At 65.0% G+C, this 26,601-nt stretch carries 30 protein-coding genes; 18 read left to right on the top strand and 12 right to left on the bottom strand.

The genetic code is table 11. The features are described 5' to 3' along the window. Positions 1 to 8: 8 nt before the first annotated feature. The gene (locus QZ186_RS08725; protein WP_296416473.1) at positions 9 to 1,169 is read right to left on the bottom strand and encodes an aminotransferase class I/II-fold pyridoxal phosphate-dependent enzyme; all 1,161 of its coding nucleotides are present in this window, start codon (positions 1,167 to 1,169) and stop codon (positions 9 to 11) included. A 69-nt stretch (positions 1,170 to 1,238) separates the two neighbouring features. Here QZ186_RS08725 and QZ186_RS08720 point away from each other — a divergent pair, with 69 nt between their 5' ends. Together QZ186_RS08720 and QZ186_RS08715 are read left to right on the top strand one after the other, a co-directional pair. Next, complete coding sequence (locus QZ186_RS08720) at positions 1,239 to 4,049, top strand: DEAD/DEAH box helicase (protein WP_247477070.1); 2,811 nt, start codon at positions 1,239 to 1,241, stop codon at positions 4,047 to 4,049. A 109-nt stretch (positions 4,050 to 4,158) separates the two neighbouring features. Beyond that, a complete protein-coding gene (locus QZ186_RS08715; RefSeq protein WP_010315285.1) occupies positions 4,159 to 4,593 on the top strand; it encodes a 23S rRNA (pseudouridine(1915)-N(3))-methyltransferase RlmH in 435 nt (144 codons plus the stop codon). 1 nt (position 4,594) lies between these two features. Here the strand turns inward: QZ186_RS08715 and purB are convergent, their stop codons facing one another. Both purB and QZ186_RS08705 read right to left on the bottom strand, forming a co-directional pair. Further along, positions 4,595 to 5,890, bottom strand: a complete 1,296-nt coding sequence (gene purB / locus QZ186_RS08710; RefSeq protein WP_010315287.1) for an adenylosuccinate lyase — start codon at positions 5,888 to 5,890, stop codon at positions 4,595 to 4,597. A gap of 52 nt (positions 5,891 to 5,942) precedes the next feature. Continuing rightward, a complete protein-coding gene (locus QZ186_RS08705; protein ID WP_010315289.1) occupies positions 5,943 to 6,149 on the bottom strand; it encodes a hypothetical protein in 207 nt (68 codons plus the stop codon). A gap of 140 nt (positions 6,150 to 6,289) precedes the next feature. Here QZ186_RS08705 and QZ186_RS08700 point away from each other — a divergent pair, with 140 nt between their 5' ends. Continuing rightward, positions 6,290 to 7,123 (top strand): TlyA family RNA methyltransferase, encoded by an 834-nt coding sequence (locus QZ186_RS08700; protein WP_296416471.1) that lies wholly within the window; start codon positions 6,290 to 6,292, stop codon positions 7,121 to 7,123. 1 nt (position 7,124) lies between these two features. Here the strand turns inward: QZ186_RS08700 and QZ186_RS08695 are convergent, their stop codons facing one another. Then, positions 7,125 to 7,463: a P-II family nitrogen regulator gene (locus tag QZ186_RS08695; protein WP_010315293.1), complete on the bottom strand. Its 339-nt coding sequence runs from the start codon at positions 7,461 to 7,463 to the stop codon at positions 7,125 to 7,127. 173 nt (positions 7,464 to 7,636) lie between these two features. Between QZ186_RS08695 and queF the strand changes: the two genes are divergently transcribed. After that, positions 7,637 to 8,041 carry a preQ(1) synthase gene (gene queF / locus QZ186_RS08690; RefSeq protein WP_010315295.1) on the top strand — a complete coding sequence of 135 codons (405 nt, stop codon included), beginning with the start codon at positions 7,637 to 7,639 and terminating at the stop codon, positions 8,039 to 8,041. Here the strand turns inward: queF and QZ186_RS08685 are convergent. The 7 genes from QZ186_RS08685 to QZ186_RS08655 all read right to left on the bottom strand — a co-directional run bounded on the left by QZ186_RS08685 (position 8,029) and on the right by QZ186_RS08655 (position 16,064). Further along, a complete protein-coding gene (locus QZ186_RS08685; protein ID WP_010315297.1) occupies positions 8,029 to 9,309 on the bottom strand; it encodes a cytochrome c biogenesis protein ResB in 1,281 nt (426 codons plus the stop codon). The genes queF and QZ186_RS08685 overlap by 13 nt on opposite strands. A gap of 25 nt (positions 9,310 to 9,334) precedes the next feature. Further along, positions 9,335 to 10,051 carry a cytochrome c biogenesis CcdA family protein gene (locus tag QZ186_RS08680; protein WP_010315299.1) on the bottom strand — a complete coding sequence of 239 codons (717 nt, stop codon included), beginning with the start codon at positions 10,049 to 10,051 and terminating at the stop codon, positions 9,335 to 9,337. Between the two features lie 23 nt (positions 10,052 to 10,074). Continuing rightward, the gene (locus QZ186_RS08675; protein ID WP_247477074.1) at positions 10,075 to 11,256 is read right to left on the bottom strand and encodes an FtsW/RodA/SpoVE family cell cycle protein; all 1,182 of its coding nucleotides are present in this window, start codon (positions 11,254 to 11,256) and stop codon (positions 10,075 to 10,077) included. Positions 11,257 to 11,361: 105 nt separating this feature from the next. Then, entirely contained in the window at positions 11,362 to 11,562 is a 201-nt protein-coding gene (locus QZ186_RS08670) for a phycobilisome linker polypeptide (protein WP_247477076.1), read from the bottom strand. A 32-nt stretch (positions 11,563 to 11,594) separates the two neighbouring features. Beyond that, positions 11,595 to 12,083, bottom strand: coding sequence for an allophycocyanin subunit beta (gene apcB, locus QZ186_RS08665; protein ID WP_247477078.1), 489 nt, complete (start codon positions 12,081 to 12,083; stop codon positions 11,595 to 11,597). 41 nt (positions 12,084 to 12,124) lie between these two features. Next, positions 12,125 to 12,610: an allophycocyanin gene (locus QZ186_RS08660; protein WP_247477079.1), complete on the bottom strand. Its 486-nt coding sequence runs from the start codon at positions 12,608 to 12,610 to the stop codon at positions 12,125 to 12,127. Between the two features lie 412 nt (positions 12,611 to 13,022). Continuing rightward, positions 13,023 to 16,064 carry a phycobilisome rod-core linker polypeptide gene (locus QZ186_RS08655; protein WP_296416469.1) on the bottom strand — a complete coding sequence of 1,014 codons (3,042 nt, stop codon included), beginning with the start codon at positions 16,062 to 16,064 and terminating at the stop codon, positions 13,023 to 13,025. A 163-nt stretch (positions 16,065 to 16,227) separates the two neighbouring features. Here QZ186_RS08655 and QZ186_RS08650 point away from each other — a divergent pair, with 163 nt between their 5' ends. The 14 genes from QZ186_RS08650 to QZ186_RS08585 all read left to right on the top strand — a co-directional run bounded on the left by QZ186_RS08650 (position 16,228) and on the right by QZ186_RS08585 (position 26,223). After that, entirely contained in the window at positions 16,228 to 17,448 is a 1,221-nt protein-coding gene (locus tag QZ186_RS08650) for a bifunctional 2-polyprenyl-6-hydroxyphenol methylase/3-demethylubiquinol 3-O-methyltransferase UbiG (protein WP_296416467.1), read from the top strand. A gap of 257 nt (positions 17,449 to 17,705) precedes the next feature. Beyond that, positions 17,706 to 17,990: a hypothetical protein gene (locus QZ186_RS08645; RefSeq protein WP_296416474.1), complete on the top strand. Its 285-nt coding sequence runs from the start codon at positions 17,706 to 17,708 to the stop codon at positions 17,988 to 17,990. A gap of 50 nt (positions 17,991 to 18,040) precedes the next feature. Next, entirely contained in the window at positions 18,041 to 18,769 is a 729-nt protein-coding gene (gene atpB / locus QZ186_RS08640; RefSeq protein WP_010315316.1) for a F0F1 ATP synthase subunit A, read from the top strand. A gap of 170 nt (positions 18,770 to 18,939) precedes the next feature. Then, positions 18,940 to 19,188: an ATP synthase F0 subunit C gene (gene atpE, locus QZ186_RS08635; protein WP_010315318.1), complete on the top strand. Its 249-nt coding sequence runs from the start codon at positions 18,940 to 18,942 to the stop codon at positions 19,186 to 19,188. Positions 19,189 to 19,317: 129 nt separating this feature from the next. After that, positions 19,318 to 19,779, top strand: coding sequence for a F0F1 ATP synthase subunit B' (locus tag QZ186_RS08630; RefSeq protein ID WP_010315320.1), 462 nt, complete (start codon positions 19,318 to 19,320; stop codon positions 19,777 to 19,779). Beyond that, the gene (locus tag QZ186_RS08625; protein WP_247477087.1) at positions 19,776 to 20,294 is read left to right on the top strand and encodes a F0F1 ATP synthase subunit B; all 519 of its coding nucleotides are present in this window, start codon (positions 19,776 to 19,778) and stop codon (positions 20,292 to 20,294) included. Before QZ186_RS08630 ends, QZ186_RS08625 begins: the two co-directional genes overlap by 4 nt. Then, positions 20,294 to 20,842, top strand: a complete 549-nt coding sequence (gene atpH, locus QZ186_RS08620; RefSeq protein ID WP_010315322.1) for an ATP synthase F1 subunit delta — start codon at positions 20,294 to 20,296, stop codon at positions 20,840 to 20,842. Before QZ186_RS08625 ends, atpH begins: the two co-directional genes overlap by 1 nt. A 52-nt stretch (positions 20,843 to 20,894) precedes the next feature. Continuing rightward, a complete protein-coding gene (gene atpA / locus QZ186_RS08615) occupies positions 20,895 to 22,412 on the top strand; it encodes a F0F1 ATP synthase subunit alpha (protein WP_010315323.1) in 1,518 nt (505 codons plus the stop codon). A 31-nt stretch (positions 22,413 to 22,443) separates the two neighbouring features. Next, entirely contained in the window at positions 22,444 to 23,397 is a 954-nt protein-coding gene (locus QZ186_RS08610) for a F0F1 ATP synthase subunit gamma (protein WP_010315324.1), read from the top strand. A gap of 85 nt (positions 23,398 to 23,482) precedes the next feature. Next, the gene (locus QZ186_RS08605; RefSeq protein WP_296416466.1) at positions 23,483 to 24,196 is read left to right on the top strand and encodes a putative 2OG-Fe(II) oxygenase; all 714 of its coding nucleotides are present in this window, start codon (positions 23,483 to 23,485) and stop codon (positions 24,194 to 24,196) included. Between the two features lie 41 nt (positions 24,197 to 24,237). Further along, positions 24,238 to 24,561, top strand: a complete 324-nt coding sequence (locus QZ186_RS08600) for a 2Fe-2S iron-sulfur cluster-binding protein (RefSeq protein ID WP_247477091.1) — start codon at positions 24,238 to 24,240, stop codon at positions 24,559 to 24,561. Further along, positions 24,558 to 24,761: a hypothetical protein gene (locus QZ186_RS08595; protein WP_296416464.1), complete on the top strand. Its 204-nt coding sequence runs from the start codon at positions 24,558 to 24,560 to the stop codon at positions 24,759 to 24,761. The genes QZ186_RS08600 and QZ186_RS08595 overlap by 4 nt, the downstream gene beginning before the upstream one ends. Beyond that, complete coding sequence (locus QZ186_RS08590; protein WP_296416463.1) at positions 24,758 to 25,804, top strand: DUF3326 domain-containing protein; 1,047 nt, start codon at positions 24,758 to 24,760, stop codon at positions 25,802 to 25,804. Before QZ186_RS08595 ends, QZ186_RS08590 begins: the two co-directional genes overlap by 4 nt. Continuing rightward, positions 25,804 to 26,223, top strand: a complete 420-nt coding sequence (locus QZ186_RS08585; RefSeq protein ID WP_296416462.1) for a YchJ family metal-binding protein — start codon at positions 25,804 to 25,806, stop codon at positions 26,221 to 26,223. The genes QZ186_RS08590 and QZ186_RS08585 overlap by 1 nt, the downstream gene beginning before the upstream one ends. A 184-nt stretch (positions 26,224 to 26,407) precedes the next feature. Here QZ186_RS08585 and QZ186_RS08580 read toward each other — a convergent pair. Then, on the bottom strand, positions 26,408 to 26,601 hold a 194-nt coding region (locus QZ186_RS08580), incomplete at its 5' end, for a hypothetical protein (RefSeq protein ID WP_296416461.1).

The raw sequence follows: 26,601 nt of genomic DNA, 5'->3' as shown, positions 1-26,601 counted from the left end.
GATCGCGCTCAGGGTTCCCCCAGAGCCTCAATCAACCGGTCCAAAGTCCCGGCGGGGCAATCGTGCCGAAGCACGAGCCGCAGCCGTGCCGTTCCCACAGGGACGGTCGGGGGGCGGATCGCCACGCTCAGCAGTCCTGCCTGCTCCAGTTGCTGCTGCAGTGCCAAGGCGCGGTGATCGTCCCCCACCAGCAGCGGCAGGATCGGCCCGCTCCCGCAGGGCCTCGGCCAGCCCGCTGCCTCGAGGGCGTCACGCCAGCGCTGGGCCCGCTGCAGCAGGGCCAGGCGCTCGGGTTCCCGCTCCTGAATCGCAGTAAGACCGGCGGCGGCCGCCGCCACGAGCGGTGGCGCCAGGGCCGTGCTGTAGCGGAACGGCCCGGAGTGCTGCAGCAACCAGTCCCCCACCGTGGCATTCCCCGCCAGAAAGGCTCCGCCACTGCCAAAGGCCTTGCCGAAGGTGCCGCTGATCAGGCTGATGTCCTGGATGCCGTAGCCCAGGCCTCGGCCCCCCTCCCCCAGCACCCCAAGGGCGTGGGCCTCATCCAGCAGCAGGGCCGCGCCATGGCCGCGGCAGAGCTCGGCTAAGGCGGCGACATCGGGGGAGCTGCCCTCCATCGAAAACAGGCTTTCACTGAGCACCAGCAGCCGGCGTTGGGGGGCATCGCGGCGGGCGCGTTGCAGCTGCGCCTCCAGGTCACTGAGGTCGTTGTGCTGAAAGCGCCGCAGCTTGGCCCCCGTCGCTTGGATCCCCACCAGCAGCGAGTGGTGAATCAACCGATCGGCCAGCACCCAGGTGTGCCGGTCCGCCAGGGCCTGAACCGCAGCAATGTTCGCCTGAAATCCGCTGGGGTAGAGCAGGACCCGCTCGCGCCCCAGCCAGGCGCCCAGGGCCCGCTCGAGGGTCTCGTGCAGGGGGCGTGTTCCGCTGATCAGCCGAGAGGCCCCAGCCCCTACCCCTTCGCTCTGGATGGCTTCAGTCGCTGCCCGCTGGAGGGCCGGATCGCGGCTCAGCCCCAGGTAGTCGTTGCTGGCGAGATCCAGCAGGGGAGATCCCTCTGCGACAAAGGCGGCCTGGCCCGCCGGCTGCAGGCTGCGCAGACGGCGGCGGCGTTCCGGAGCCAGGGCGGCCAGATCGGCGGCCAGGGGTGCCAATGGATCGGCTGCCTCCATCGCCCCAGCTGCGCCCTCGGGTGAATGCCCTCAGTTTGCCCGTTTGGCTGGAGCCCATAGGATCTACTAATGCCCAGTAGCGCTTCGGTCCCCGGCACCCCGGCCCAGTCCACGGACGTGCCGCCCCTGGAGCAACTCTTCCCCTTCAGCCTCGATGACTTTCAGCTGGAGGCGATTGAAGCCCTGAATCAGGGCCATTCGGTGGTGGTCAGCGCCCCCACCGGATCGGGCAAGACCTTGATCGGTGAGTACGCGATCCATCGCGCCCTGGCCCACGGTCAGAAGGTCTTCTACACAACGCCGCTCAAGGCCCTCTCGAACCAAAAACTGAGGGATTTCCGCGAGCAGTTCGGGGCCGAGCGCGTCGGCCTGATGACTGGCGACCTCACCGTGAACCGGGAGGCCTCGATCGTGGTCATGACCACGGAGATCTTCCGGAACATGCTCTACGCCGAGGCCGAGCAGGGGGATGACCCCTTGGCCGACGTGGAGGCCGTGGTGCTCGATGAGTGCCACTACATGAATGACTCCCAGCGCGGCACGGTCTGGGAGGAGTCGATCATTCACTGCCCCCCGGTGGTGCAGCTGGTGGCTCTCTCGGCGACGGTGGCCAACGCCGGGCAGCTCACCGACTGGATTGAGCAGGTCCATGGGCCGACCCGCTTGGTGATGAGCGACTTCCGGCCGGTGCCGCTGCAGTTCAGTTTTTGCAGTGCCAAGGGCCTGCATCCCCTGCTCAACGACGAGGGCACGGGCCTCCACCCCAACTGCAAGGTCTGGCGTGCCCCCAAGGGGGGGCGTAACCGCCGCGGGCCCAAAACCCCGCGGCCGCCGCAGCCGGAGGCGCCACCGCTGGGCTTCGTCGTGGCCCAGATGGCGGAGCGGGAGATGCTGCCGGCCATCTATTTCATCTTCAGCAGACGCGGCTGCGACAAGGCCGTTCGTGACCTGGGCAAGGTCTGCCTGGTCAGCCCCCAGGAGCAGGCCCGCATTCAGGCGCGCCTGGATGTCTTCATGGCGGCCACCCCCGAAGCCGTACGCGATGGCGGCCATGACGATGCCCTGCTGCGGGGGATCGCGGCCCACCACGCCGGGGTGTTGCCGGCTTGGAAGGAACTGATTGAGGAGCTCTTCCAGCAGGGGCTGGTGAAGGTGGTGTTTGCCACCGAGACCCTGGCGGCCGGCATCAACATGCCCGCCCGCAGCACCGTGATTTCAGCCCTCTCCAAGCGCACGGAGCGGGGCCACCGCCCCCTGATGGGCAGCGAGTTCCTGCAGATGGCCGGCCGGGCGGGTCGCCGTGGACTGGATTCCCAGGGCTACGTCGTCACCGTGCAGAGCCGCTTTGAGGGTGTCCGGGAGGCGGGGCAGCTGGCCACCAGCCCGGCTGACCCGCTGGTGAGTCAGTTCACCCCGAGCTACGGCATGGTCCTGAACCTGCTGCAGCGCTATGAGCTCTCCAAGGCCAAGGAGTTGGTGGAGCGCAGCTTCGGTCGCTACCTGGCGACCCTCGATCTCACGGAGGACGAGGCCCGCATCAGTGAGCTGCGCGAGCAGTTGGGTGACCTGAGCGGCACCGTTCAGGAGGTCGATTGGGAGGACTTTGAGGACTATGAGAAGCAGCGCGGCCGCCTGCGGGAAGAGCGCCGACTGCTGCGGATCCTGCAGCAGCAGGCCGAGGAAACCCTGGCCCATGAACTCACCTTGGCCCTGCGTTTTGCCAGCGAGGGAACGCTGGTGAGCCTGAAGGCTCCGGTTCTGCGGGGCCGGGTCACACCGGCGGTGATCGTTGAGAAGCAACAGGGCTCAGGTCAGTTCCCGCTGCTGTGCTGCCTCACCGACGAGAACGTTTGGGTGCTGGTGCCCTGCAGTGCAGTGGTCAGCCTCCATGCCGAGCTCACCTGCCTTCAGGTCAAGGATGTGGCCGTTCCCGAGCTGCACCGCCCCGGCGAGCTGCGCCATGGCGATCAGGCCAGCGGTGGCCTGGCCTTGGCCGTCGGACACATGGCCCGGCGCCACGACATGGTCACGCCCCAGTACGACCTGGCCGGTGAGGTTCAGGCCCAGGCCCATCTGGTGCGTGAGCTGGAGCTGGCCCTGGAATTGCATCCGGCCCACGGCGCCGGCGACCGCAAGAAGCTGCGCAAGCAGCGCTTCCGCATGGAGGAGTTGGAGGCGGAGATTGCCGAGCGCCAGCGCGTGCTGCACTTCCGCGCCAATCGCCACTGGGAAACCTTCCTGGCATTGATCGAGATCCTGCGCTTCTTCGGCTGCCTCGAGGGGGACGAGGGCCTGGATCCGAGCGAAGTGGGCCGCACCGTGGCCGCCCTGCGGGGGGACAACGAGCTCTGGCTGGGATTGGCGCTGATGAGCGGTCACCTCGATGAGCTGGATCCCGCGGACCTCGCCGCCGTGCTGGAGGCGATCTCAACGGAGGTGAATCGCCCGGATCTCTGGAGTGGCTATCCACCGCCGCCAGCGGCCGATGAGGCGATGCATGACCTGCGCGGCATTCGCCGCGAACTGCAGCGGCAACAGGAGGCCGGCAAGGTCGTGATGCCGGTCTGGTTTGAAGGGGAGCTGATGGGCTTGGTCCATGCCTGGGCCAAGGGCGTCAGCTGGAGCGACCTGATCGCGAACACCTCGTTGGATGAGGGCGATGTGGTGCGGATCATGCGCCGCACCGTCGATCTTCTGGCGCAGATCCCCTACTGCGAAGCCATCAGCGAGCAGTTGCGCACCAACGCTCGGGCGGCCCTCAAGGCGATCAACCGCTTCCCCGTGCGGGAGCCGATCGATGGCGGCCAGGCTTCTGGGGAGGACTCCAATCCCGCCACCGCCCGCCAGGCCGATCCTTCGGCGCTTAATCCCGCGGCCTAAGCACCAGCCAGACGATCAGCAGCAATCCGGCCGTACTGCCCACGGTGTACAGCCAGTCGGCGTAGGGCGTCCAGAAGAGGGCAAGGGGCATGGGTAGCGTGAGCGCGTGATGAATCCGTCCCGCATCCGCATCCTGGCGGTGGGCAAGTTGCGCAAGAGCTGGGTGCTCGAGGGAGCCTCCACCTTCCTCAAGCGCCTGCCGGGATTGCAGGTCCTGGAGCTCCGCGATGCCGGCATGGCCAAGGAGGCCGAAGCGATCCTGGCGGCCCTGAAGCCCGACGAGCGCTTGGTGATCCTCACCGAGGAAGGCCAGACCTTGGACTCGGTGGCTCTGGCCCAGCGTCTCGAGGGCTCGGGGTCAGAGCGCTTGGCCTTTGTGATCGGCGGCGCTGAGGGCATTGACCCGGCCTTGAAGGCCCGCGCCAGCTGGCGCCTGAGCCTCTCGCCGATGACCTTCCCCCATGAACTGGCCCGGTTATTGCTGCTGGAGCAGCTCTACCGGGCGATGACCATTCAGCAGGGCGGGCCGTATCACAAGCCCTGAATCAGATCGCGAGGCGCTTCCAGATCACGTCCAGGTTGGCCTGGTGCAGATCGGTGGAGAAGCACTCCGCCAGCTGCTCGGCGGTGAGGCGTGAGGTCACCTCGCCATCGGCCTCCAGGTTGGCCCGGAAGTTGCCGCCCTCGGTGTTCCAGGCGGTGTGGGCGTTGCGCTGCACGATCCGGTAGGCGTCTTCACGGCTGATGCCGGCTTCCACCAGGGCCAGCAGCACCCGCTGGCTGAAGACCACGCCGCCGTAGACGTTCATGTTGCGGGCCATGTTGCCGGGGTAGACCCCGAGACCCTTCACCACGGAGGTCATCTCCCGCAGCATGAAGTGGAGGGTGACCGAGCAGTCGGGCAGCATCATGCGCTCCACGGAGCTGTGGCTGATGTCCCGCTCGTGCCAGAGGGCGCAGTTCTCCAGCGCTGCCACGACGTAGCTGCGCAGCACCCGGGCCAGGCCACTGATCCGTTCGCTGCGGATGGGGTTGCGCTTGTGGGGCATGGCGGAGCTGCCCTTCTGTCCCTTGGCGAAGTTCTCCTCGACCTCCAGGACGTCGGTGCGCTGCAGGTTGCGGATCTCGGTGGAGAAGCGCTCGAGGGCGGCACCCACCAGGGCCAGGGTCTGGATGTACTCCGCGTGGCGATCGCGGGAGATCACCTGGGTGCTGGCGGTGTCGGGCACCAGGCCGAGCTTGGCGCAGGCGATCTCCTCGACCCGGGGGTCGGTGTTGGCGTAGGTGCCCATGGCACCGGAGATCTGGCCGACGCTGACGGCGGTTTCCAGGTGCTCCAGGCGCTGCTGGTTGCGCACCACTTCGGCGAGCCAGCCAGCCACCTTGAAGCCGAAGGTGATGGGTTCACCGTGGATGGCGTGGGAGCGGCCGATCATCACCGTGGCCTTGTGCTCGCGCGCGAGGGCCCGCAGGGCGTCCGCGAGCAAGTCCAGCTCCTGGCGCAGCAGCTTGACGGAGGCCTTCATCTGCAGGGCCACACCGGTGTCGAGGACATCGGAGCTGGTCATGCCCACGTGGATGTGGCGACCGGCGTCACCCACGTGCTCGTTGACGTTGGTCAGAAAGGCGATGACGTCGTGACGGACCTCGGCTTCGATCTCGAGGATCCGCTCGACGCTGAAGCTGGCTTTCTCTTTGATCGTCGCGACGGCCTCAGCCGGGACGCGTCCCAGTTCGCAGTTGGCCTCGGTGGCTGCAATCTCCACGTCCAGCCAGCTCTGGAACTTGGCCTGCTCGCTCCAGATAGCGCCCATCTCGGGCAGGGTGTAACGCTCGATCAAGGCCGCGCCTGGCTCACATCAAGACCAATGTATGGAATGGCCTTTCGGGGCCCTAGGCGACGCTGGTGAGCTTGTGGTGCTCCACCTCCCACTGCACCAGTGGGCCCCAAGCCTGTTGTTGAACCCAGCAGCGCCCTCCACGGCAGCGCAGCACTTGGAAGGGGGGCAGGTCCGATGGCTGATTGCGCAGCTTCACGAAGCTGCCGGGTTGCAGCAGTTCAACCACCTTCGCGCTGTGGGGTTTGGGAGTGCGGGCCACAGTGGTACCCCTTGGTTTGGAACATCCTCAGGAGTGTTCCCAGGGAAACCCATTCAGCACCGGTTTTTATTCGGTTTCGCTTCGAGCTTTGTGATTAAACGGGCGTACGGCACGATGCAGAGGTGCTGGGCCGCTGCCCGATGGGTCGAAAGCGACGCTTGGATCTGCAGCTGGTGGAGCTGGGTCTGGTCACCTCCCGTCAGCAGGCGCAGCAGTTGATCCGTGCAGGCAAGGTCCGCAGCGGTGATCGCATCCTGGATAAGCCTGGACTTGAGGTGCTGCCGGAGCTGGAGCTGCAGGTGGAGCAGCCCCAACGGTTTGTCTCCCGGGGTGGCGAGAAGCTGATGGCGGCCGTTGAGGCCTTCCCCTTAGGCCTGGATCAGCGCGTCTGCCTGGATGGTGGGATCTCCACCGGTGGCTTCACCGATTGCCTGCTGCAGCACGGGGCATCCCGGGTCTATGGCGTGGATGTGGGCTACGGCCAAACAGCCTGGAGCCTGCGCACCGACGAGCGCCTGGTGCTGAAGGAGCGCACCAACCTGCGCCACCTGCAGCCGGAGGATCTCTATGGCAGCGAAGACCCCTGGCCTGATCTGGCCGTGGCGGACGTCTCGTTTATTCGCTTGGGCTTGGTGCTGCCGGCCTTGGGCCGCCTGCTCAAGGGCGAGCGCCGCGAGGCGGTGCTGTTGGTCAAACCTCAGTTTGAGGTCGGGAAAGAGCGGGTCGGGAAGGGGGGAGTGGTGCGAGACCCCCTGGCCCATGCCGACGCCATTGCGGGGGTGATCGCTGCGGCGGAGCGCGAGGGCTGGCGCGCTTGTGGGGTGGTGGCGTCTCCGATTACCGGGCCCGCGGGCAACCACGAATATCTGCTCTGGTTGCGTTCAGGGGACTGGAGCGAGCAAGAGAAAACCTCCGAAGTGCCCCCCACAGAGGAACACATTCGGAGGTTGGTGGAGCTGACCTTGGCCAGCTAGCTCAGATCGCGCTGTTGTCCTTGTCGCCGGTGCGGATCCGGACCACAGACTCCACGGGGCTGATGAAGATCTTGCCGTCGCCGATCTCGCCGGTGCGGGCGGCGTCTTGGATGGCATTCACCACGGTGTCGACGCGGGCGTCATCCACCACGATTTCCAGCTTGAGCTTCTGCAGGAACTCCACGGTGAACTCAGAACCGCGGTAGCGCTCGACTTGGCCCTTCTGGCGACCAAAGCCGCGAACCTCGCTGACGGTCATGCCGACGATGCCGGCGTTGACCAGGGCCAGCTTCACGTCTTCGAGCTTGAAGGGGCGAATGATGGCCTCGATTTTTTTCATGGCTCAGGGCTGGAGATGGGGGAATTCTCTCAGGAAAATCCGGCGAGGAAAGGTCTTTGCGGACCTTCTGAAGCCATTAGGGCGCAGTCTTTCGGCGGGTGATGTGACCGTTGATACCGCACTTGGTTGACGGGCTGCGATGCGTAGCATCCGAAGTCAGGACGAGCGCTTGGATGACTGCGACCGCAACAACCCGTACCCCCCTCTACGGAGAGCGCGCCATTGCCGAGGCGGAGCTGATCTGTTTCGACAACCCCCGGCCTGAGCGCCCCTACGAGGTGTCGATCACCCTGCCGGAATTCACCTGCAAGTGCCCGTTTTCGGGTTACCCCGATTTCGCCACCCTGCGCCTGATCTATCAACCCGGTCCCCGGGTGATGGAGCTCAAGGCGATCAAGCTCTACGTCAACAGCTACCGCGATCAGTCGATCTCCCATGAGGAGGTGACCAACCGCATCCTCGATGACTTCGTCGCGGCCTGCGCTCCGGTCTGGATGCAACTGGAGGCCGATTTCAATCCGCGGGGCAATGTCCACACGGTGATTCGGGCCTGCCACGGCACCCGTCAGCCCTGCTGAACCTCCGCGATCAGCAGCGGCAATTCATTGGCCAGGGCCGTCAGGTTGCGGTTGCAGAGACCGGCAACGTGGAGCTTCTGGCCACCGGCCTCGGCGATCGCCCAGATCTGACGGGTCGCGATCAGGCTGAGGGCACCGCCGGCCAGGGCGATGGCAAATCCGCCGTAGACCAGGGGCACCCCGGGGTCCCGTTTGAGCAGGATGCCGCTGGCTGGGACCACACCGGCCACCCGCAGCGGAATTCCCTCGACCTCAGCGGCGTCCCCCCCGGGGATCAGGGTGGCCAGGATTTCAGCGTCGGCGGAGTAGGCCGTCACCGGACCTTCCTCACTGGAGAGAGCCAGAAGCACCGGGTTGCTGCCATCGGGCCGGGTGGGTAGGACGATCCCCCAGACCTGTTCTCCGAGCTGGGGAAAGCTTTGAAGCGGCAGCTCCAGGATTGGGCTCTTCCCGAGTTGCACCTTGATGGCGGAGAGGGCCCAGTCCGCCTGATACAGGGTCATGCCGCGGTAACGCAGCGGATGGTTGACGCTGATCTCCGCCTGGGAGACCTCCTGGCCTTGGCTTGGGGTCAAGGTCAACTGGGAGCGGAATTGTTCCGGGCGTCCCGCCGGGTCCCGCTCGACGCCGAAGCGCTCCAAGCTGACGCTGACCTGGGTTTCACCGCGGCTGTTCAGCAGCTCCAGCTCGTTGCCAGGGGCGAGAAACCGCTCCAGACGTTGGCCGCCGAGGGATCCCCAGGCGGCCCCCACCATCAGGACCACCAGACCGGCGTGAACAAGCAGTGGGCCGACCCGTCCCAATACGCCTTTGCGGGCCGCCAGGCGATCCCCCTGGGGTTGGAGTTCCCAGCCACGGCTCTGAAGCAAGGTCTCAAGCCGCGTCAGGCTGGCCTTGGGGTCGGGAACGGCGATGGTCTCCGCCAGGGTGAGCTTGCTGAGCTGACGGGGGGTTTGGTAGTCGATCCAGCGCAGGGCGGCCTGTAGGGCCGGCCACTGGCGACGCCAGCTGCAGAGGATCAGGGCGAGCCCGAGCCAGGCCAGCAGGGCGAGGAACCAGCTGCTCGAATACACATGATCCAGCTGCAGCGAGAGGATCGCGTCACCATTGAGCAGTCCCAGCCAGGGTTCTGGGTCATAGACACGGTGGTACAGCGCGGCGGCTTCCTTCTGCGGCACAAAGGTCCCCAGTCCGCTGGCCGCGGCGATCAGGATCAACAGGCCAATGGCCACCCGCAGGTCAGAGATCCAGGCGATCAGTCGCTTCATCGGTGGGGTGGAAGGAAAGCTGGGGTTAGGTCCAGCGGGCCAGCAGGGTCAGGCAGCCGGTCAGCAGCAGCACGGCCCCGCTGATGGGCGGTACCCATTGCCCGAGGGAGCGCAGGGCCAGGAGTCGGGGGGCCCAGGCCGCAGCGGTGCCCGCCAGCAGCAGAGGCATCACCTGCCCAGCGGCGAAGGCGGTCAGCAGCAGGGCGCCGGTCAGGGGGGTCCCGGACTGGGCGATCCAGGCCAGCAGGACCGCCAGCACAGGGGTGGTGCAGGGGGAGGCCGCCAGGCCAAAGGCCAGGCCTGCGGCCAGTGGGGCCAGGGCGGGTGGCACCCGCTGCCGCCACTGCTCCGGATCGGGCCCCGCCGGCAGCTGCAGGGGCACCAGGCCCAGCAGGTTCAGACCCATCACCACCGCCAGGAGGGCCACCAGGGTCGGCACAACACCAGGGACCTGGCCATAGATGCGGCCTAGGGCGCCGCTACCCAGGCCCAGGAGAACCAGGGAGCCGACGATGCCGCTGCAAAAACTGAGGCTGCGGGCCCAGGGCCGCTGGCCACCGCGGTCAAATCCCGCCAGGTAAGCCAGCGTCACAGGCAGCAGCGAGAGGGAGCAGGGGCCCAGGCTGGTGATCAAACCGCCAGCAAACACCAGCCCCACGGTCAGGGGCCCGGGATGGGCCAGGGAACTGCTCAGCAGCTGCTCACCACTGCGGGCCCAATCCGCTAGGGCCTGAGCCAGCATCAAACGGTACGCAGCGCGAGGGGTCAGCCTATCGGCATGCTCTGCCGCTTGGCTTGGATCCGGCGGTTGCGGTGGGGCTTGCCGGGCTCCAGGCCGGCCCCCTCCAGGGAGCAGCGCAGCAGGAGGCCTGCGGTGAGCAGGCTGGAGAGGAGGGAGTTGCCGCCGTAGCTGATCATCGGCAGCGGTAATCCCGTGGTGGGCATGGCACCACTGGCCACGGCGATGTTCAAGATCGACTGGCCCACCAGCAGGGTGGTGCAGCCGATGGCCACCAGCCGCTGTTGGTTGCTTCTGCAGCTCAGGGCAATGCGCAGGCCGACAAAGCCAAAGAGCAGCAGGAAGACCAGCAGCAGCAGGGATCCGACGTAGCCGAACTCCTCAGCGAAGACCGCGAAGATGAAGTCGGTGGTCTGGATCGGGAGGTACTGCAGCTTCTGTGTGGACAGGCCATAGCCCTCACCCCAGAGACCACCGGAGCCGATGGCCAAGAGGCTCTGAACCAGCTGATAGCCATCCCCCTGGGCATCTTTCCAAGGGTTGAGGAAGGAGGTGACGCGAATGCGCTGGTATTCGTTGATCGAGATGCTTCCAACCGCCACCGCCAGGCCAGCGCCGGCGGTGCCGAGCATGGCCCAAAGCGGCAGACCCGACCCGAGTGCCATCAGCCAGAGCAGGATTCCGCAGAGGGATGCGGTACTCAGGTTTGGCTGTTTGAGGATCAGTCCGAGGGTCACCACAAAGACCCCGAGCCAGAGCACCTTTTGATCGATGGAAATGCGTCTCCAATGGGAGAACAGGGCAGCTCCCTGGAGGACGAGAAAGGGCTTGATCAGTTCGGTCGGCTGGATCTGAATCGGGCCGATCACCAGCCAACGGCTGGCGCCATTCACCGTGCTGCCGATCACCAGGGTGAGGGCGACGAGAACGCTTCCGGCCAGTAGGGCTGGACCGGCCATGCGCAGCCAGCGCCTGAGGTTGATGCTGATGCCGGCATAGAGCAGGCCCCAGCTCACCAGCATCCAGATGGCCTGGCGCTTGAGGTAGTAGCTGGCATCCCCCATCTCCCGGGCGGCGACCCACCAACTGGCGGATCCCAGGACAGCCAGGCCCAGGAGGCACCAGATCGCGATCATCCCGAGGAGCAAGCGTGCCTCTGCGGGCCAGTGCTCAAACGGCACGGGGAGCCACGGTCGCTTAGCGGGCAAGGGGGTGCGGAAATCAGACACTGACTATCCCGTATTTCTCTGGCGCTTGCCAACAAAAAAGCCCGGCAGTGCCGGGCTTTTGAAGAAGGTTTCGGCCTGAAGGAATCAGTTGCCCAGGTTCACCTGACGGCGACCAGCAACGAGTTCAACTTTCAGGATTTTGCCCCCTTGCTTCATGATCCGCTGCTGTTCAGCGAACCAGCTTTCATAGGGCACCCACTTGGTGAAGAAGGTGTTCTGCAGCTCGCGCTGGGAACGGGTCTTCTCCGGGCAGGGAATGCAAGCTGTGATTTTGAAGAGGCGCATGGATTGATCCGCAGGTTTGCCGAAGGCAGGGATCAGTTACCCAGGCCGGAGCTGATGTAGTCGAAGTACACGCCCATTTCACGGCCTGCGTCAGGACCCACCAGGGAAGCGGTCACTTCCTTCATGGCCTGGATGGACTGAACGGTGGCGCCGATGGGCACACCCAGGGAGTTGTAGGTCTCCTTGAGGCCGTTCAGAACGCGCTCGTCGAGGATCGAGGTGTCACCGGCCAGCATGGCGTAGGTGGCGTAGCGCAGGTAGTAGTCGAGGTCGCGGATGCAGGCTGCATAGCGACGGCAGGTGTACATGTTGCCGCCGGGACGGGTGATGTCCGAGTACAGCAGCGACTTGGCCACAGCTTCCTTGATGATCGCGGAAGCGTTGGCGCTGATGGTTGCAGCGGCACGAACGCGCAGCTCACCGCTGGCGAAGTACTGCTCCAGGCGCCCCATGGAGGAGCTGTCCAGGTACAGACCCTGAACGTCGGCCTGGTTGATGACGTTGGTGATTGCGTCTTGCATGGAACCTGTTCGAAGAGGCGGGGATCAGAGAGAGAGCAACCTCAGGAGAGGGCGCCGACGACGTAGTCGAAGTAGAAGCCAGCCTCTTCGGCATCAGCACCGGTGAGCAGGCCCATGGCGGCGTTCTTCATCTCGCGCACGGCTTCAGCCATGGCTTCGAGGGGAGTGCCGAGGGAGCGATACATCTCCTTGGCGCCGATGATGCCGATCTCTTCGATCGGGGTGACATCGCCGGCGATGATCCCGTAGGTCACCAGGCGCAGGTAGTAGTCCATGTCCCGCAGGCAGGAGGCGGTCATCTCTTCGCCGTAGGCGTTGCCGCCGGGGGAGATGACGTCGGGACGCTTCTGGAAGAGGGCGCCGCCAGCGGTCTTGACGATGCGCTCACGGCTCTCGCTCAGGACCTGGGCGACGCGAAGACGGCGCTGACCGCCGCTCACGAAAGCCTTGATCTGGTCGAGTTCGCCAGGGCTGAGGTAGCGGGCTTCGGCGTCCGCGTTGATGATCGAGTTGGAGACGATGCTCATGCAGTTCTGCCTCGAAACAAGCGGTCGCCTGAACGGTGACCGATATCCGGTGGGTAAGGGGGAGTCTCCAGCCTTGAGCGATGCAGTGACCTGCGTCGACGCGAGCTGAAGGAGCGACAGCTGAGCTGTGCGCCGAATCATTCTGTGGCAACGCCCCGCGCCGTCCTGAGTCCCGGTAACAGTTCTTCACGGCGATTATTTTTGCTTGAAACCCTTGCCGGCACTGGGTTTCTCTTGATCGAAGACTACGTTCAGGCTGCGGCGGTTGCTAACAGCCAGATTTGCTTCATGGCTCCACTGAATATTTATCTTTGTCTCAATCTTTTTCGCTTCATTGTTAAGAATGCCCATTAAAAAGCCGGCTCGTTAGAGCCGGCGAGGTGGACAGGGTCTGGATCTGAGGCTGGACTTCTCAGCGCCCCACTGGATTGAGTGCGGCATTGCCGCCGTAGAGGGCGGCTGTGCGGTTGACCGTGCTCAGGGGGATCCCGTTGCTGGTGCCCATGCCCCTGAGGTAAGGAACGGTGTCGCGACCGAAGTTCTCGGCGTAGGCCGGATTGTTCAGAACGCCGTCGATGGCGGTGCGCATGCCCTCAACACAACGGGTGTTGAGGAAGGCGCTCGTTTCATCGGCCTGCGCTGCCCGACCCAACAGGGCGATATGGGCGGCGGCGGCGGCCTTGAACGGTGCCATCCGGTTCAGTCGGCTGACGAACAGGTCACAGCCAGCAACCCGAGCGACAAACTCGGCGACGCACAGGCGACCTTGACGGAGCTGGGATTCGGCATCCCCCAGTTGTTCTGAAGCCAGGGGCTGGCGACCGAGCAGCTGGCGATAGACCGCCTCGATCACCTGCGTGACTTCAGCGCTGCTGGGATCCATGGAGAGCTTCACGGCGGTGCCGAGGCTCTTGCGCTTTCCGAAACCTTGCAGGGTTCCAGGCTTCAGGGCCTTGGCCATGGCAGCCCGGGGCTGCTCGGCGTTAGCGCCAGCTCCGCCAGTCGACACAGCGGCATTCCAGCCACTGCCGAAGCTGCTGCGGGCGGGGACCGCCGCGGCTGCAGAGGGGGCCGGGGCAAAGCTGGTGATCCCTGCTGCACTCCAGGTGGGAGCTGCGCCGCCACCGGGTTGCCAGCGGGGAGCGCTCCACTTGCGCTCGGGCGAGGGCTTGGTCTGGACGGAATCGGGGCCGGAGCGCTTGGACGGTGCTGGAGCCAGCTGCTCTCCACCGGTCAGGGTGGCGCTCCAGCCGCCACGCACGACGCTGGTGCGGCCCTTGAGGTTGCGGGGGGTCAGCGAACTGCTGTCGCGGAAATCGCTTGGGGGCGTGACCTCAGGGCGAATCCGTGGGGTGATGTCGGCGTAAGCCGCTGCGTTGAAGGCGCGCTTCAGCGAGGGCACGCGACGGGTGTTGAGGTCGTTCGGGGTAATGAACCGCTCATAGGGAACGGTGTCTTCGCCGAAGGTCTCGCTGTACTCGCTGCTGTTGAGCATGGCGTCCACCACGCCGTAGAAGCCCTTGCGGGCAGCCACGTCGAAGTAGCTGTCGATCTCCCAGCGGCCAAAGGTGGGGCGGCCCAGCAGGCGGCGGTGCATGACCTCGATGGCCTTACAGATGTAGAGGCCACTCCAATAGCGACGGCGGAAGGCCTCGCTTCGTGCCACCTGGCGAATGAATTCACGCAGGCTCAGGTCACCGTTCTCGAGCTTGATTTCCTCGACGGTGTTGTGCTCGCCGGCGTAGCCGGTGTTGCCCAGGACCTGGACATAGACGGCGCGAATCACAGCCTGCGTGCTGGATTCGGTGTTGCGGATGCTGGGTTGACCGCCGCGACGGGGAACGGAGTTGCCGCCGGTGGCGATCTGCTGAAGCCTCACCAGCTTCGGCCCTGCCTTGCGGGGGGTCGATGCCCGGAACTGCGGGCTGTTCATCTGGCCCGGCTGACGCATGCCATTGCCCACCAGGATGCGGCGGGTGTCGTAGCTCAGCGGTGCCGGACGGGTCGAGACATTGGCGGTACCCGAGGGGAAGATCGCGCCGTAGTTCAGGCCCAGAGGATCGTTGCCGCCGCCATAGGGGTGCTGATCGGCGTAGGGCTGGCGGTAGCTGGCGTAGAGGGTGACGTATTGGGGAGCGCCTTCAAAGGGAGCGCTGAAGCGGAACAGCTTGCGGTTGGATCCCCAGCCGGCGCTTTCCTGTGCTTCCTCGCCGATGTCCCGCAGGTAGGGAACGGTCTCCTCGCCGAACACCTGGGCGTACTCCATGGTGTTGATCAGCGAATCCACGAGGCCCTTGAGGCCCTGGGCGCTGACGATGTCGAAGTAGCGGGTGAATTCCTCGCGGGAGCTGATGCCCCGGCCCAGGAAGTGGCGGAAGGCCAGCTCAACGGCACGGCTATTGGAGAAGCGGCCGTAGAACTGCTGTTGGTATTCCTTGCTGTGGCCGAGGGAGCGGATGAACTCCCGCATGGAGATGTCGCCCTGGCGCACCTGGGTGGCTTCCACGGGGCAGGGCACCTGGCTGTAGGCCTTGGCGATGTCCCGCTCGAAGATCTGGCGGTAGGCCGCCCGCACCACTTCTGCTTTCTGGCCGCCACTCATGGCGGGCCTCATGATGAAGCGCTGGGCCTTGCCCTGGGCCGCCAGGGCGTAGATCGCAGGCAGCTGCAGGCCCTGGTTTTCGGGGCTGCCCAGGCGCTGGCGGGCCGAGGGGGTTGGCACGGCCAGCTCTTCGAGCAGGACGTTGAAGCTCTCGATCAGGAGTTGACGGGCTTCGGGCAGGTCCTTCAGCAGTTCAGCGGCACCGGCACGCATTTCCTGCAGGGCCACGTTGGTGGCGGCCAGGGAGCAACCCTTCTCCAGGACATCGCGGAGACCACGGGTGTTGACCCGCAGGATGCTCGGATCGCCAGCCACGACGGCGTAACCGACGTAGCGCAGGAACCAGGCCAGGTCGCGGATGGACTTTTTCATCCGCTCGGTGCCATAGATGGCCACCGAGATCGGGTTGAAGCCCGTGGGCAGAACCACGCGGACATCCGCGTCACCGCCCGCTCCCTCCAGGAGACGAGTAAAGGCATTGCCGCGCTCGGTGCTGCCGCTGGCGCCAGCGAAGGTCTGCACGGAGCGCTGGAACGCGGCTTGGTCGGCCGCGAGTGGGGTCTGGGACCCCGCCGCCACTGGGTTCAGAGGCGCATCGAGATAGGAGAGCGGGGTGCCGCCCGCAAAGATCCGGTTGGCCGCCCGAGCGACGATGGCTTCGGCATTGGCCGAGACGCGACGGGCCGCCTCAACCCGGAGCTGGCCGCTCTGGAAGAAGTTCGTGAGGTTGCTGAGCTCGCCCCCATCCGGGAAGCGGTCCTGCTGCTCCGCCTGACGGACGCTGGAGAGCGGCAGGGTGTCGTAGCGCTGAGGAGCAACCCTGCTGCTGCCGCTGCTGGCGGTCACAGTCATGGACGAAAGCGAACCTGGCCTGGGCACGTTACGGCTGGCCCTCTGGCCTCCTGGCAGGCCATGAACAAATGTTTGCAGCCCGTTGTGGGTTTGCTCGAGCGGCAAGGCCGGGACATGAAATGCTCGGCCTCAGCGGATCCACCTTCTGACCCGCTTCCAGCCCATGACTCAGGCCCCTGCTGATGCCGCCACCCCGGTGGTGAGCGACTTTTACGACCGCTTCCCCTATCCCGGGGATCCCCTCCAAGACGGCCCACCGCCCGGATACAACTGGCGCTGGTGCGTTGACGCTGCCTACTCGGCCAGCACCGGTGCCTTGCCTGCGGCCCGTTCGAGCGCTGAGCCCCTCAGGATTCTGGATGCGGGCTGCGGGACGGGGGTCAGCACGGACTACCTCGCCCATCTCAACCCGGGGGCAGAGATCCTCGCGGTCGATATTTCGCCGGGGACCTTGGAGGTGGCGCGAGAGCGCTGCCGGCGCTCCGGTGCCCTGGACCGAGCCCAGGTCCGGATCGAAAACAGGAGCCTGCTTGAGCTGGCGGGAGAGGGGCCGTTCGACTACATCAATTCCGTTGGGGTCTTGCACCATCTCCGGCAACCGGAGGCCGGGCTGAAGGCCCTGGCTGCCTTGCTGAAGCCCGGTGCCTTGCTGCACCTCTTCCTCTATGCCGACGGTGGCCGCTGGGAGATTCATCGCACCCAGCGGGCGCTGACGGCGATGGGCGTGGGGACCGGCGCCGATGGTCTGCGGTTGGGGCGTCAGCTCTTCACGGAGCTTCCTGAGCACAACAGGTTGAGGCGCCATCACGAGCAGCGCTGGGCGATCGACTGCGCCGCCGACGCGAACTTCGCGGACATGTATCTCCACCCGCAGGAGACCAGTTACAACCTCGAGCGCCTGATGGCCTTTGTGGCGTCGGCAGATCTGGACTTTGCCGGCTTTTCCAATCCGGAGGTCTGGGACCCCGCGCGGCTGCTCAAGGGTGAATTGCTGGAGCGGGCTCAGGCTCTTCCGCCCGAAGCGCAGTGGCGCTTGGTGGAGGACCTGGATCCCGACATCAGCCACTTCGAGTTTTTCTTGAGCAAGGGTCCAGTTCAGAAGCAGCGCTGGGATGAGGACAGTGATCTACTGGCGGCCCTGGGCTGCCGAAACCCATGCCTCTGGGGCTGGCCAGGTCGCGCCCTGTTGGATTCCGACATGGCACCTCTGGACCTGAGTGCCGAGGGCTTCAGCCTGTTGCAAGCGCTCGAGCAATCACCCGCAGATACTCCGCTGGGTCAGCTCCCATTGGACTGGTCAACGGCTCAGATCGCCTCTGTCGCAAGGGAACTGCAGCTACAGCGCGTTCTTCTGCTTCGCTCAGGGCCAGGCGTCAGCGCGTGATAGATTCCGCGCGCCTTTTCAGAGCAAAGGCGCCTTTGTTGGCTGCTTCATCACCCCAGTCAGATCCGGACTCTCACCTCGAGGGGCTGGACGCACTGGATGACACGGCGAGCCAAGAGACGGTTCCTTCTCCCCCTCTGGAAACAGAGTCCTCTGGGTCCTCTGCTGTCGCTGAAACCGAATCGGTTCCCGCTGATAGTCCTGACCTGGCTGACTTTGAGAGGCTTCAACGTCGCCTGATCCTCGCCACCTTGCTGGTGTCCGCCATTGCGGTCCCGGCCACGGCCCTGATCTACGACCTTCACATCGCCAGCAGCTTGCTGGTCGGTGGCCTCGCCGGCGCTCTCTACCTCAGGCTTCTCGCCCGAAGTGTTGCGAAGCTCGGCAACGGTTCCAAGAAGGTGGGCAAGTTCCAGCTTCTCGTCCCTGTGGTTCTTGTTCTGGCTGCAGCTCGCCTGCCCCAGCTCGAGTTGTTACCAGCTCTGCTTGGTTTCCTGCTCTACAAGCCCGCGGTGATTCTTCAGGCACTCACAGATCGCTGAGCGCCAAAAACCTTTTCAACGTCGCATTTGCGACCCCGAACGTCGACCCGATGGGTTCCTTGCCACTCGTTCTTCCCTTTGCCGAACTGGAGGTGGGTCAACACCTCTATTGGCAGCTGGGGAATCTCAAGATTCACGGCCAGGTGTTTCTGAGCTCCTGGGTTGTGATCGGAGCCTTGCTCGCCTTTGTCGTGGTGGGCACGCGCAAGATGGAGCGCGATCCCCGTGGTGTCCAGAACCTTCTGGAGTTCCTCTGGGACTACATCCGCGACATGGCCCGCGAGCAGATCGGCGAGAAGGCCTATCGCGATTGGCTTCCGTTCATCGGCACCCTCTTCCTGTTCATCTTTGTGAGCAACTGGGGCGGCGCTCTGGTGCCCTGGAAGCTGATTCATCTGCCCAGTGGCGAGCTTGGTGCTCCGACCGCTGATATCAACACCACCGTTGCCCTGGCGCTGCTGGTGTCCCTGGCCTACTTCTATGCAGGCCTGAGCCGGAAGGGCTTCCGCTACTTCGAGTACTACGTGGAGCCGACTCCGATCATGCTCCCGTTCAAGATCGTTGAGGACTTCACCAAGCCCCTCTCGCTCTCCTTCCGTCTGTTCGGAAACATCCTTGCCGACGAACTCGTCGTTGCAGTGCTGGCCTTCCTCGTGCCTCTCGTGGTGCCCCTGCCTGCGATGTTCCTCGGCCTGTTCACCAGTGCCATTCAGGCGCTGATCTTCGCCACCCTCGCCGCCTACTACATCGGTGAAGCGGTGCACGAAGAGCACCACTGATACTCATCAGTCCCCCTGCCTGATCGGGGTCACCCGCTCTGGCAAACTCCTTGCGCGCAGGTCCGGTTCAATCCGGGCCCATCTCGGTTCAGTCCAGATGTCCCAGGCGCAGGGATAACGTCCCGGTCCCAATCCGCGCTCTCCCAGCGCCCTACATCCTTCGTTCCACCATGGATTCCATCACCTCCGCCGCGTCTGTTGTCGCTGCTGGTCTGGCCGTCGGCCTCGGCGCCATTGGCCCTGGTATCGGTCAGGGCACCGCTGCAGGCGGCGCTGTCGAAGGCATTGCTCGTCAGCCCGAAGCTGAAGGCAAGATCCGCGGCACCCTGCTGCTGTCCCTGGCCTTCATGGAAGCTCTCACCATCTACGGCCTTGTGGTCGCTCTGGTGCTGCTGTTCGCCAACCCCTTCGCTGGCTGATCGCGCTTGAGGTGACGAGGGAAGGGCGGCCTTCAGTTCGCTGAACCGCCCATCCCCTCAACCTTTGCCTCAGCCTTTCGCTTCCGCCGCCGTTTTGCGGCCCGCTTCAACCGCCCGCACCCCTGCCTCATGACCAGCTGGCTTTTGCTAGGTGCAACGGAGGGAGGTCTCTTTGACCTCGACGCCACCCTGCCTCTCATGGCAGTTCAGGTGGTTCTCCTCACCTTCATCCTCAATTCCCTGTTCTTCAGCCCCGTTGGACGGGTCGTGGAAGAGCGGGAGGGTTACGTGACCACCAGCCGTGCGGAGGCCAAGCAGAAGCTGGCCCAAGCCGAACGCTTGGAAGCTGACCTCAAGGAACAGCTCAAGGACGCACGTCTGTCCGCCTCGAAGCTGATCCAAGAAGCGGAAGCTGATTCCGACAAGCTTTATCGCGAGGCTCTGGCTGCAGCAACCGCTGACGCCAACGCCTCCCGTGAGCAGGCACGCCGCGAGATCGATGCCCAGCGCGAGTCGGCCTTGGGCCAACTCAAGACTGACGCCGACAAGCTCGGTGACCTGATCGTCGACCGTCTGCTGGCCGCCCGATGACCATTCCTTCCCTCTTCGCCAGCCACGGTGGCTTTGGTCTGAACCTCAACGTGTTCGAGACCAACATCGTCAACCTGGCGATCGTGCTCTTCGGCCTCTACAAGTTTCTGCCCAACTTCCTGGGCAGCATCCTTGAGCGCCGTCGCGCGATCATCCTGGCCGACCTGAAGGACGCTGAAGAGCGCCTCAGCTCAGCCACCGCTGCCCTCTCTCAAGCCCAGCAGGATCTGGCCGCTGCTCAGCAGAAGGCCGAACAGATTCGTGTTGACGGCAAGGCTCGCGCTGAAGCGATCCGCCTTGATTCTGAGAAGCGCACCATCGATGAGATGGCTCGTCTCAAGCAAGGTGCTGCCGCTGATCTCGACGCTGAGGCGTCCCGCGTCAGCAACCAGCTCCGCCGTGAGGCGGCTCGCTTGGCCATTGAGAAGGCTCTCGCCACCCTGCCCGGCAAGCTCAATGCTGAAGCCCAGGCGCAGTTGGTGGATCAGTCCATCAAAACGTTGGGGAACGCCTGATGCCGCTGCTCAACACCATTACGACCCCCTACGCCGAAGCGTTCCTGCAGGTTGCTGACAGCCGCAAGGAAACCGACGAGGTGGTGGATCAGGCCAAGGCCGTTCTCGGCCTCTGGAATGAGTCGGCTGATTTCCGGGAAGCCATGGGCTCTCCTGTGATCGAGGTTGACGCCAAAAAGGCGGCCCTTGAGAAGCTGTTCGCTGAGCAACTCAAGCCCTCTTTCCTCAATCTGCTGAAGCTCCTGGCTGATCGCCAGCGCATCGGCATGCTCGACGCGGTGCTGGATCGCACCCTCGAGCTCTACCGCGAGCAGCGCAATATCGCTCTCGCCTCTGTCACCTCTGCCTCTGCTCTCACTGAGGAGCAACAGGCTGAGCTCAGCAAGAAGGTTCAGGCCGTGGCCGGTACCGACAAGCTGGAGATCAATCTGAGTGTCGACCCCACTTTGATCGGCGGTTTCGTCGTCAAGGTCGGCTCCAAGGTGATTGACGCCAGCCTCGCGGGTCAGGTGCGTCGCCTCGGACTGGCGCTGGCCAAGGTGAGCTAGCTCCGCACCCGAACCCCTTTCTCACCCCTCGTCCTCAACCCCAACGCCTCCCATGGTTTCCATCCGCCCCGACGAGATCAGCGCGATCCTCAAGCAACAGATCGCTGATTACGACAAGTCGGTTTCCGTCAGCAACGTCGGCACCGTGCTGCAGGTCGGCGACGGCATCGCCCGCGTCTATGGCCTCGAGCAGGTCATGGCCGGTGAGCTGATCCAGTTCGAAGACGGCACCGAAGGCATTGCTCTCAACCTCGAAGACGACAACGTCGGCGCGGTGTTGATGGGTGAGGGTCGCGGCATCCAAGAGGGCAGCACCGTCAAGGCCACCGGCAAGATCGCCTCGGTGCCCGTCGGCGACGCCATGCTCGGCCGTGTGGTGAACCCCCTGGGTCAGGCCATCGATGGCAAGGGTGATATCCCCACCAGCGAGACCCGCCTGATCGAATCGATGGCGCCTGGCATCATCCAGCGCAAGTCGGTGCATGAGCCCATGCAGACCGGCATCACCGCCATCGACGCGATGATCCCCATCGGTCGTGGCCAGCGCGAGCTGATCATTGGCGACCGCCAGACCGGCAAGACCGCCATCGCGATCGACACGATCATCAACCAGAAGGGCGAAGACGTCGTCTGCGTCTACGTCGCTGTCGGCCAGAAGGCTGCCTCTGTGGCCAACGTTGTTGAGGTGCTCCGCGAGAAGGGCGCCCTCGATTACACCGTGATCGTGGCTGCGAACGCCTCCGAGTCCGCTGCTCTGCAGTACCTGGCTCCCTACACCGGCGCAGCCATCGCTGAGTCCTTCATGTACAAGGGCAAGGCCACCCTGGTCATCTATGACGACCTGACCAAGCAGGCTCAGGCCTACCGTCAGATGTCCCTGCTGCTCCGTCGTCCCCCCGGTCGTGAGGCCTACCCCGGCGACGTGTTCTATTGCCACAGCCGCCTGCTCGAGCGCGCCGCCAAGCTGAGCGACGCCATGGGCAAGGGCTCCATGACCGCCCTGCCGATCATCGAAACCCAGGCTGGTGACGTCTCGGCGTACATCCCGACCAACGTGATCTCCATCACCGACGGTCAGGTCTTCCTGAGCTCCGACCTCTTCAACTCCGGTCTCCGCCCCGCCATCAACGTGGGTATCTCCGTGAGCCGTGTGGGTGGTGCTGCCCAGACCAAGGCCATCAAGAAGATCGCCGGTACCCTCAAGCTTGAGCTGGCTCAGTTCGATGAACTGGCCGCCTTCTCCCAGTTCGCCTCCGACCTGGATGCTGCGACTCAGCAGCAGCTGGCCCGCGGTAAGCGTCTCCGCGAGATCCTCAAGCAGCCCCAGTTCAGCCCCCTGATCCTGGCTGAGCAGGTCGCCGTGGTTTACGCCGGCGTCAAGGGCCTGATCGACGAAGTTCCCGTCGAGTCCGTCGTTCAGTTCTGCCGCGAGCTCCGCGAGTACCTGAAGACCAACAAGCCCGAGTTCATCAACAAGATCCAGACCGAGAAGCAGCTCAGCGAAGACGCTGAGGCCATGCTCAAGGCTGCCATCAACGAAGTGAAGTCTTCGATGCTGGCTGCGGCCTGATCCCTGACGGTTACCCCGGAGAGTCCAATCCATGGCCAACCTGAAGGAGATCCGCGACAGGATCAGTTCCGTTAAAAACACCCGGAAGATCACCGAGGCCATGCGCCTCGTGGCAGCCGCCAAGGTCCGCCGGGCACAGGAACAGGTTCTGCGCAGCCGTCCGTTTGCTGATCGTCTTGCCCGCGTTCTGGAGAATCTCCAGACCCGGATGCAGTTCGAGACCGCTGACGCGCCGCTGCTCGAGAACCGCGACGTCCGCACCATCACCCTGCTCGCCGTGACCGGCGACCGGGGTCTGTGCGGTGGCTACAACGCCAACATCATCAAGCGCACGGAACAGCGTCACGCTGAGCTGAAGTCTCAGGGCTATGACGTGGATCTGGTGTTGATCGGCCGCAAGGTCGCCACCTACTTCCAGAACCGCGCCAGCCAGTACACGATTCGCGCCACCTTCATGGGGCTCGAGCAGGTCCCCAGCGCTGCTGAGGCCGGCAAGATCGCCGACGAGGTGCTCGCCGAGTTCCTCTCCGGCACCACCGATCGTGTCGAGATCATCTTCACCAAGTTCATCAACCTGGTGAGCTCGAAGCCTGTTTCCCAGACCCTGCTGCCCCTGGATCCCCAGGGCATCGCCAGCGCGGACGACGAGATTTTCCGTCTCACCACCCGCGACGGTCAGCTGGGCGTTGAAACGGGCACGGTCAACAACGACCAGCCTTCTCTGCCTTCTGATCTGGTGTTCGAGCAGAGCCCCGATCAGCTGCTGAATGCACTGCTGCCTCTGTATCTGCAGAACCAGCTGCTGCGTTCCCTGCAGGAGGCGGCCGCTTCCGAGCTCGCCAGCCGGATGACCGCCATGAACAACGCCAGCGACAACGCCAAGGCGCTCGCGAAGTCCCTGACCCTGGACTACAACAAGGCCCGCCAGGCCGCCATTACCCAGGAGATCCTGGAAGTGGTCGGCGGTGCTTCTGCCATGGCCTGAGCACGTTGCTCAGACGCTCAAAGCCCTCCCAAGTGGAGGGCTTTTTTTGTGCCTTGTTCCAGGATGAGGGAAGCGCCGGCGCGCCATGACGCTTTCCCTGCAACCGCTCTTCCCTTTGGCCCTGGGCACCGCAGATCTGGCCCTGGATCCGATGGATGCGGTGTTACTGCTCCAGGATGTCCTGGCTCTGCGGGGCGAGGACAGCGGCAACCCCCATCCCGGTTGCGCCTGGACCGGCGACATCAACGGTGTCTGGCGGGTTCACCAGCTTCCGGCTTTTGCGGCCATTAGCGATCAGGTGCGCCGGCATGCCTGGGCGTACCTGGAGCAACTGGGCTTCCACTGCGACCAGGTGGCCCTGCACATTCAGCGGTCCTGGCCGGTGGTGAGTGAACCGGGCCAGGCGGTGGGCCGTCATCACCATCCCAATGCCCATCTGAGCGCCATCGTCTACCTCAATGGCGATGGGTCCGGCCGCAGTGGTTGCCTTCGGCTCTACCCCGCCCGGCAGAGCAATGAGCTGGTGCCAGGGTTATCCGTGGGCCATGGCGGTCCCCTCGAGGGGGCCCTGCACTGGAATGCCCCCCACTTCGATCTGGCTCCCCGGGCTGGGTTGCTGGTGCTCTTCCCCGCTCAGATTGACCATGCCGTGACGGCCAATGAGGACGAGGGCGATCTGCGGGTGTCCCTGGCCTTTGATCTGGCCTTGAGTGCACCGCTCTGCGAGCAGCCTGGGCTGGCCCCACCGGAATACCTGGCGCCGCACCCGCAGCAGTGGGGCGCCCTGCCCGGGCCGTGATCCTGGACAATGGGGAGCTTCTGGACTGAGCTGCTCCCTCCATGGGCGAGACCTACACCGTTGTCTGTGAACTCGACGGCACCAGCCACAGCTTCAGCTGCGCTGCCGATCAGACCGTTCTCGCTGCTGCGGAAGCCGCCGGTGTGGCTGTCCCCAGCTCCTGCTGCTCCGGTGTCTGCACCACCTGCGCTGCCGTGGTGAAAGAGGGATCCGTGCATCAGCCCGACGCCATGGGCGTCAAGGCTGAGCTGCGGGATCAGGGGTTTGCGCTGCTCTGTGTGGCCTATCCCCGCAGCGACCTCAAGGTGCTGGCCGGCCAAGAAGACGCGCTCTATGAAGCGCAGTTCGGTCAATACCAAAAGTGAGTCCAGGGCTCTCTGGCTTTCGATCCCTGGCGCTCACCCTGGTGGCCCAGCCCGGTCCGCTGCTGCCGCAGATCGAGGCTGAACTGCGTCAGCACGGGGTGCCGTTGCGCTGGGCGATCACCCAGGCGGTCTGCCGGTCCGATGGCCGGCGCCAGCTAACCCTGGAAGCGATGGTGCACCAGCCCGCCCTGCTCGTATGACCCGCCCTGGCGATCCCTTGCCCACCGTGATGGTGGTGCCCACGGGCATCGGCTGTGAGGTGGGTGGCTACGCGGGTGATGCGGTGCCCGCGGCGCGGCTGTTGGCGGCCGCCAGTGGCTGCCTGATCACCCATCCGAATGTGATGAATGGGGCCTCGCTCTATTGGAGTGACCCCCGCATTCACTACGTCGAGGGATCAAGCCTCGATCGTTTCGCGGCTGCAGAACTGGCACTCCAGCCGGTTCGCTCTCAGCGCATTGGCCTGCTGCTGGATGCCGGCATCGAGGAGGAGCTCCGGCTGCGGCATCTGCAGGTGGCCGACGGTTGCCGGGCCAGCCTCGGGCTGAGCCTGGGTCCGGTGGAAACCACTACGGCTCCGATCGGCGTCAGCCTGAGCCAGGGGGAGAGCGGTGCCAGCTGGGGCCAGCTGGCGCGCCCCGACGTCTTGCTGGAGGCCGGGGAGCGCCTGCGCGATGCCGGTGCCACGGCCATCGCCGTGATCGCCCGCTTTCCGGATGACCCCGATAGCGAGGCCCTGACGGCCTACCGCCAGGGGGGCGGCGTCGATGCCCTGGCTGGAGCTGAGGCGGTGATCAGCCACTGGCTGAGCCGTCAGCTGAATCTGCCCTGTGCCCATGCGCCGGCGCTGAGCCCCCTGGAGATCGATCCCCAGTTGGACCCCCGGGCGGCGGGCGAGGAGCTGGGGTACACCTTCCTGCCCTGCGTGCTGGTGGGCCTGAGCCGCGCCCCAGCCCTCTGGCCAGCGGACCAGGCCCCCGCAGAATCGATTCGCGCTGAGCAGATCGGTGCTGTGGTGGCCCCGGCCGGGGCCCTGGGGGGCGCGGCAGTCTTGGCCTGCGCTGAGCGGGGCATTCCGGTGATCGCCGTGGAGAACCCCTGCGTTCTCTCAGTGACGGCCGAGGCCTTGGGGATCGAGGTGCTCCGGGCTAAGAGCTACAGCGAGGCCGCTGGGCTGGTGCTGGCCCTGCGGGAGGGCATCAGTCCCGAGGCGCTGCAGCGTCCGCTGCGGCGGCTGGTCTGATGGCGGGCTTTGGCGTGCGCAAGGACCCCTGCCCCTGCGGCGGCGGGGTCTACGCCGACTGTTGTGAGCCGTTCCACCTGGGCCAGTCCCTGCCGGCCACGGCTGAGCAGTTGATGCGCTCGCGCTACAGCGCCTTCAGCCGCAACCTGATCGACTACTTGATCGAGACCCACCCCTCCCCTGAGCCCTTGGCCGAGCGGCGCCAAGCCCTCAAGGCCAGCAACCGCGGCGTGCGCTGGACCCAACTGCGCATCAGCGCACGCGAGGCCGGAGGCGAGGCTGACCTCAGCGGCCGGGTGAGCTTCGACGCCCAGTACCGCCAGGCGGGGCAGACGCACGTCCTGCGGGAGTGCTCCCGCTTTGGCCGCGAGGGTGGTGAGCTTGGCGGCCGTTGGCTCTATTTGGCGGCTGAGGGTTGATGGCTTCTTCTTCCTAAAAGAAGCGAAAAAAAGCCCCCGTCAGTCAACGGGGGCCGTCTGCTCTTCGGTGCCCCCTCCCTGGGGGCTTGGATGACTCTCCTGCTGCGCCTGGCCGTACCCATAGCCCCAAATGGGGGTGATTCGGTTCCCAGCGAGCGCTAGAGCCCAGTGCTGCCAACGCTGATCAGGTCTCTTTATTGCTGTGATCGTTAGGAACGATCACCAAAAGGGTTCCCTTCAACGGATCAGTCCCCATAAGTTCAGGTGCAACAGCCCGCATGGGCCGTTTTGCATCCCCGCTCTGACGGCTTGCCGTTGAGCCTTTCTTTCCCGTACTCATGACGACCACCCTCCAGCAGCGCCAAGGCGCTTCTGCGT

Origin of the sequence: Vulcanococcus sp. DEBay_Sum29NL08_54 (assembly GCF_017859255.1) — a bacterium.
GTDB lineage: Bacteria > Cyanobacteriota > Cyanobacteriia > PCC-6307 > Cyanobiaceae > Vulcanococcus.
This window is presented reverse-complemented; position numbering and strand designations above follow the sequence as displayed.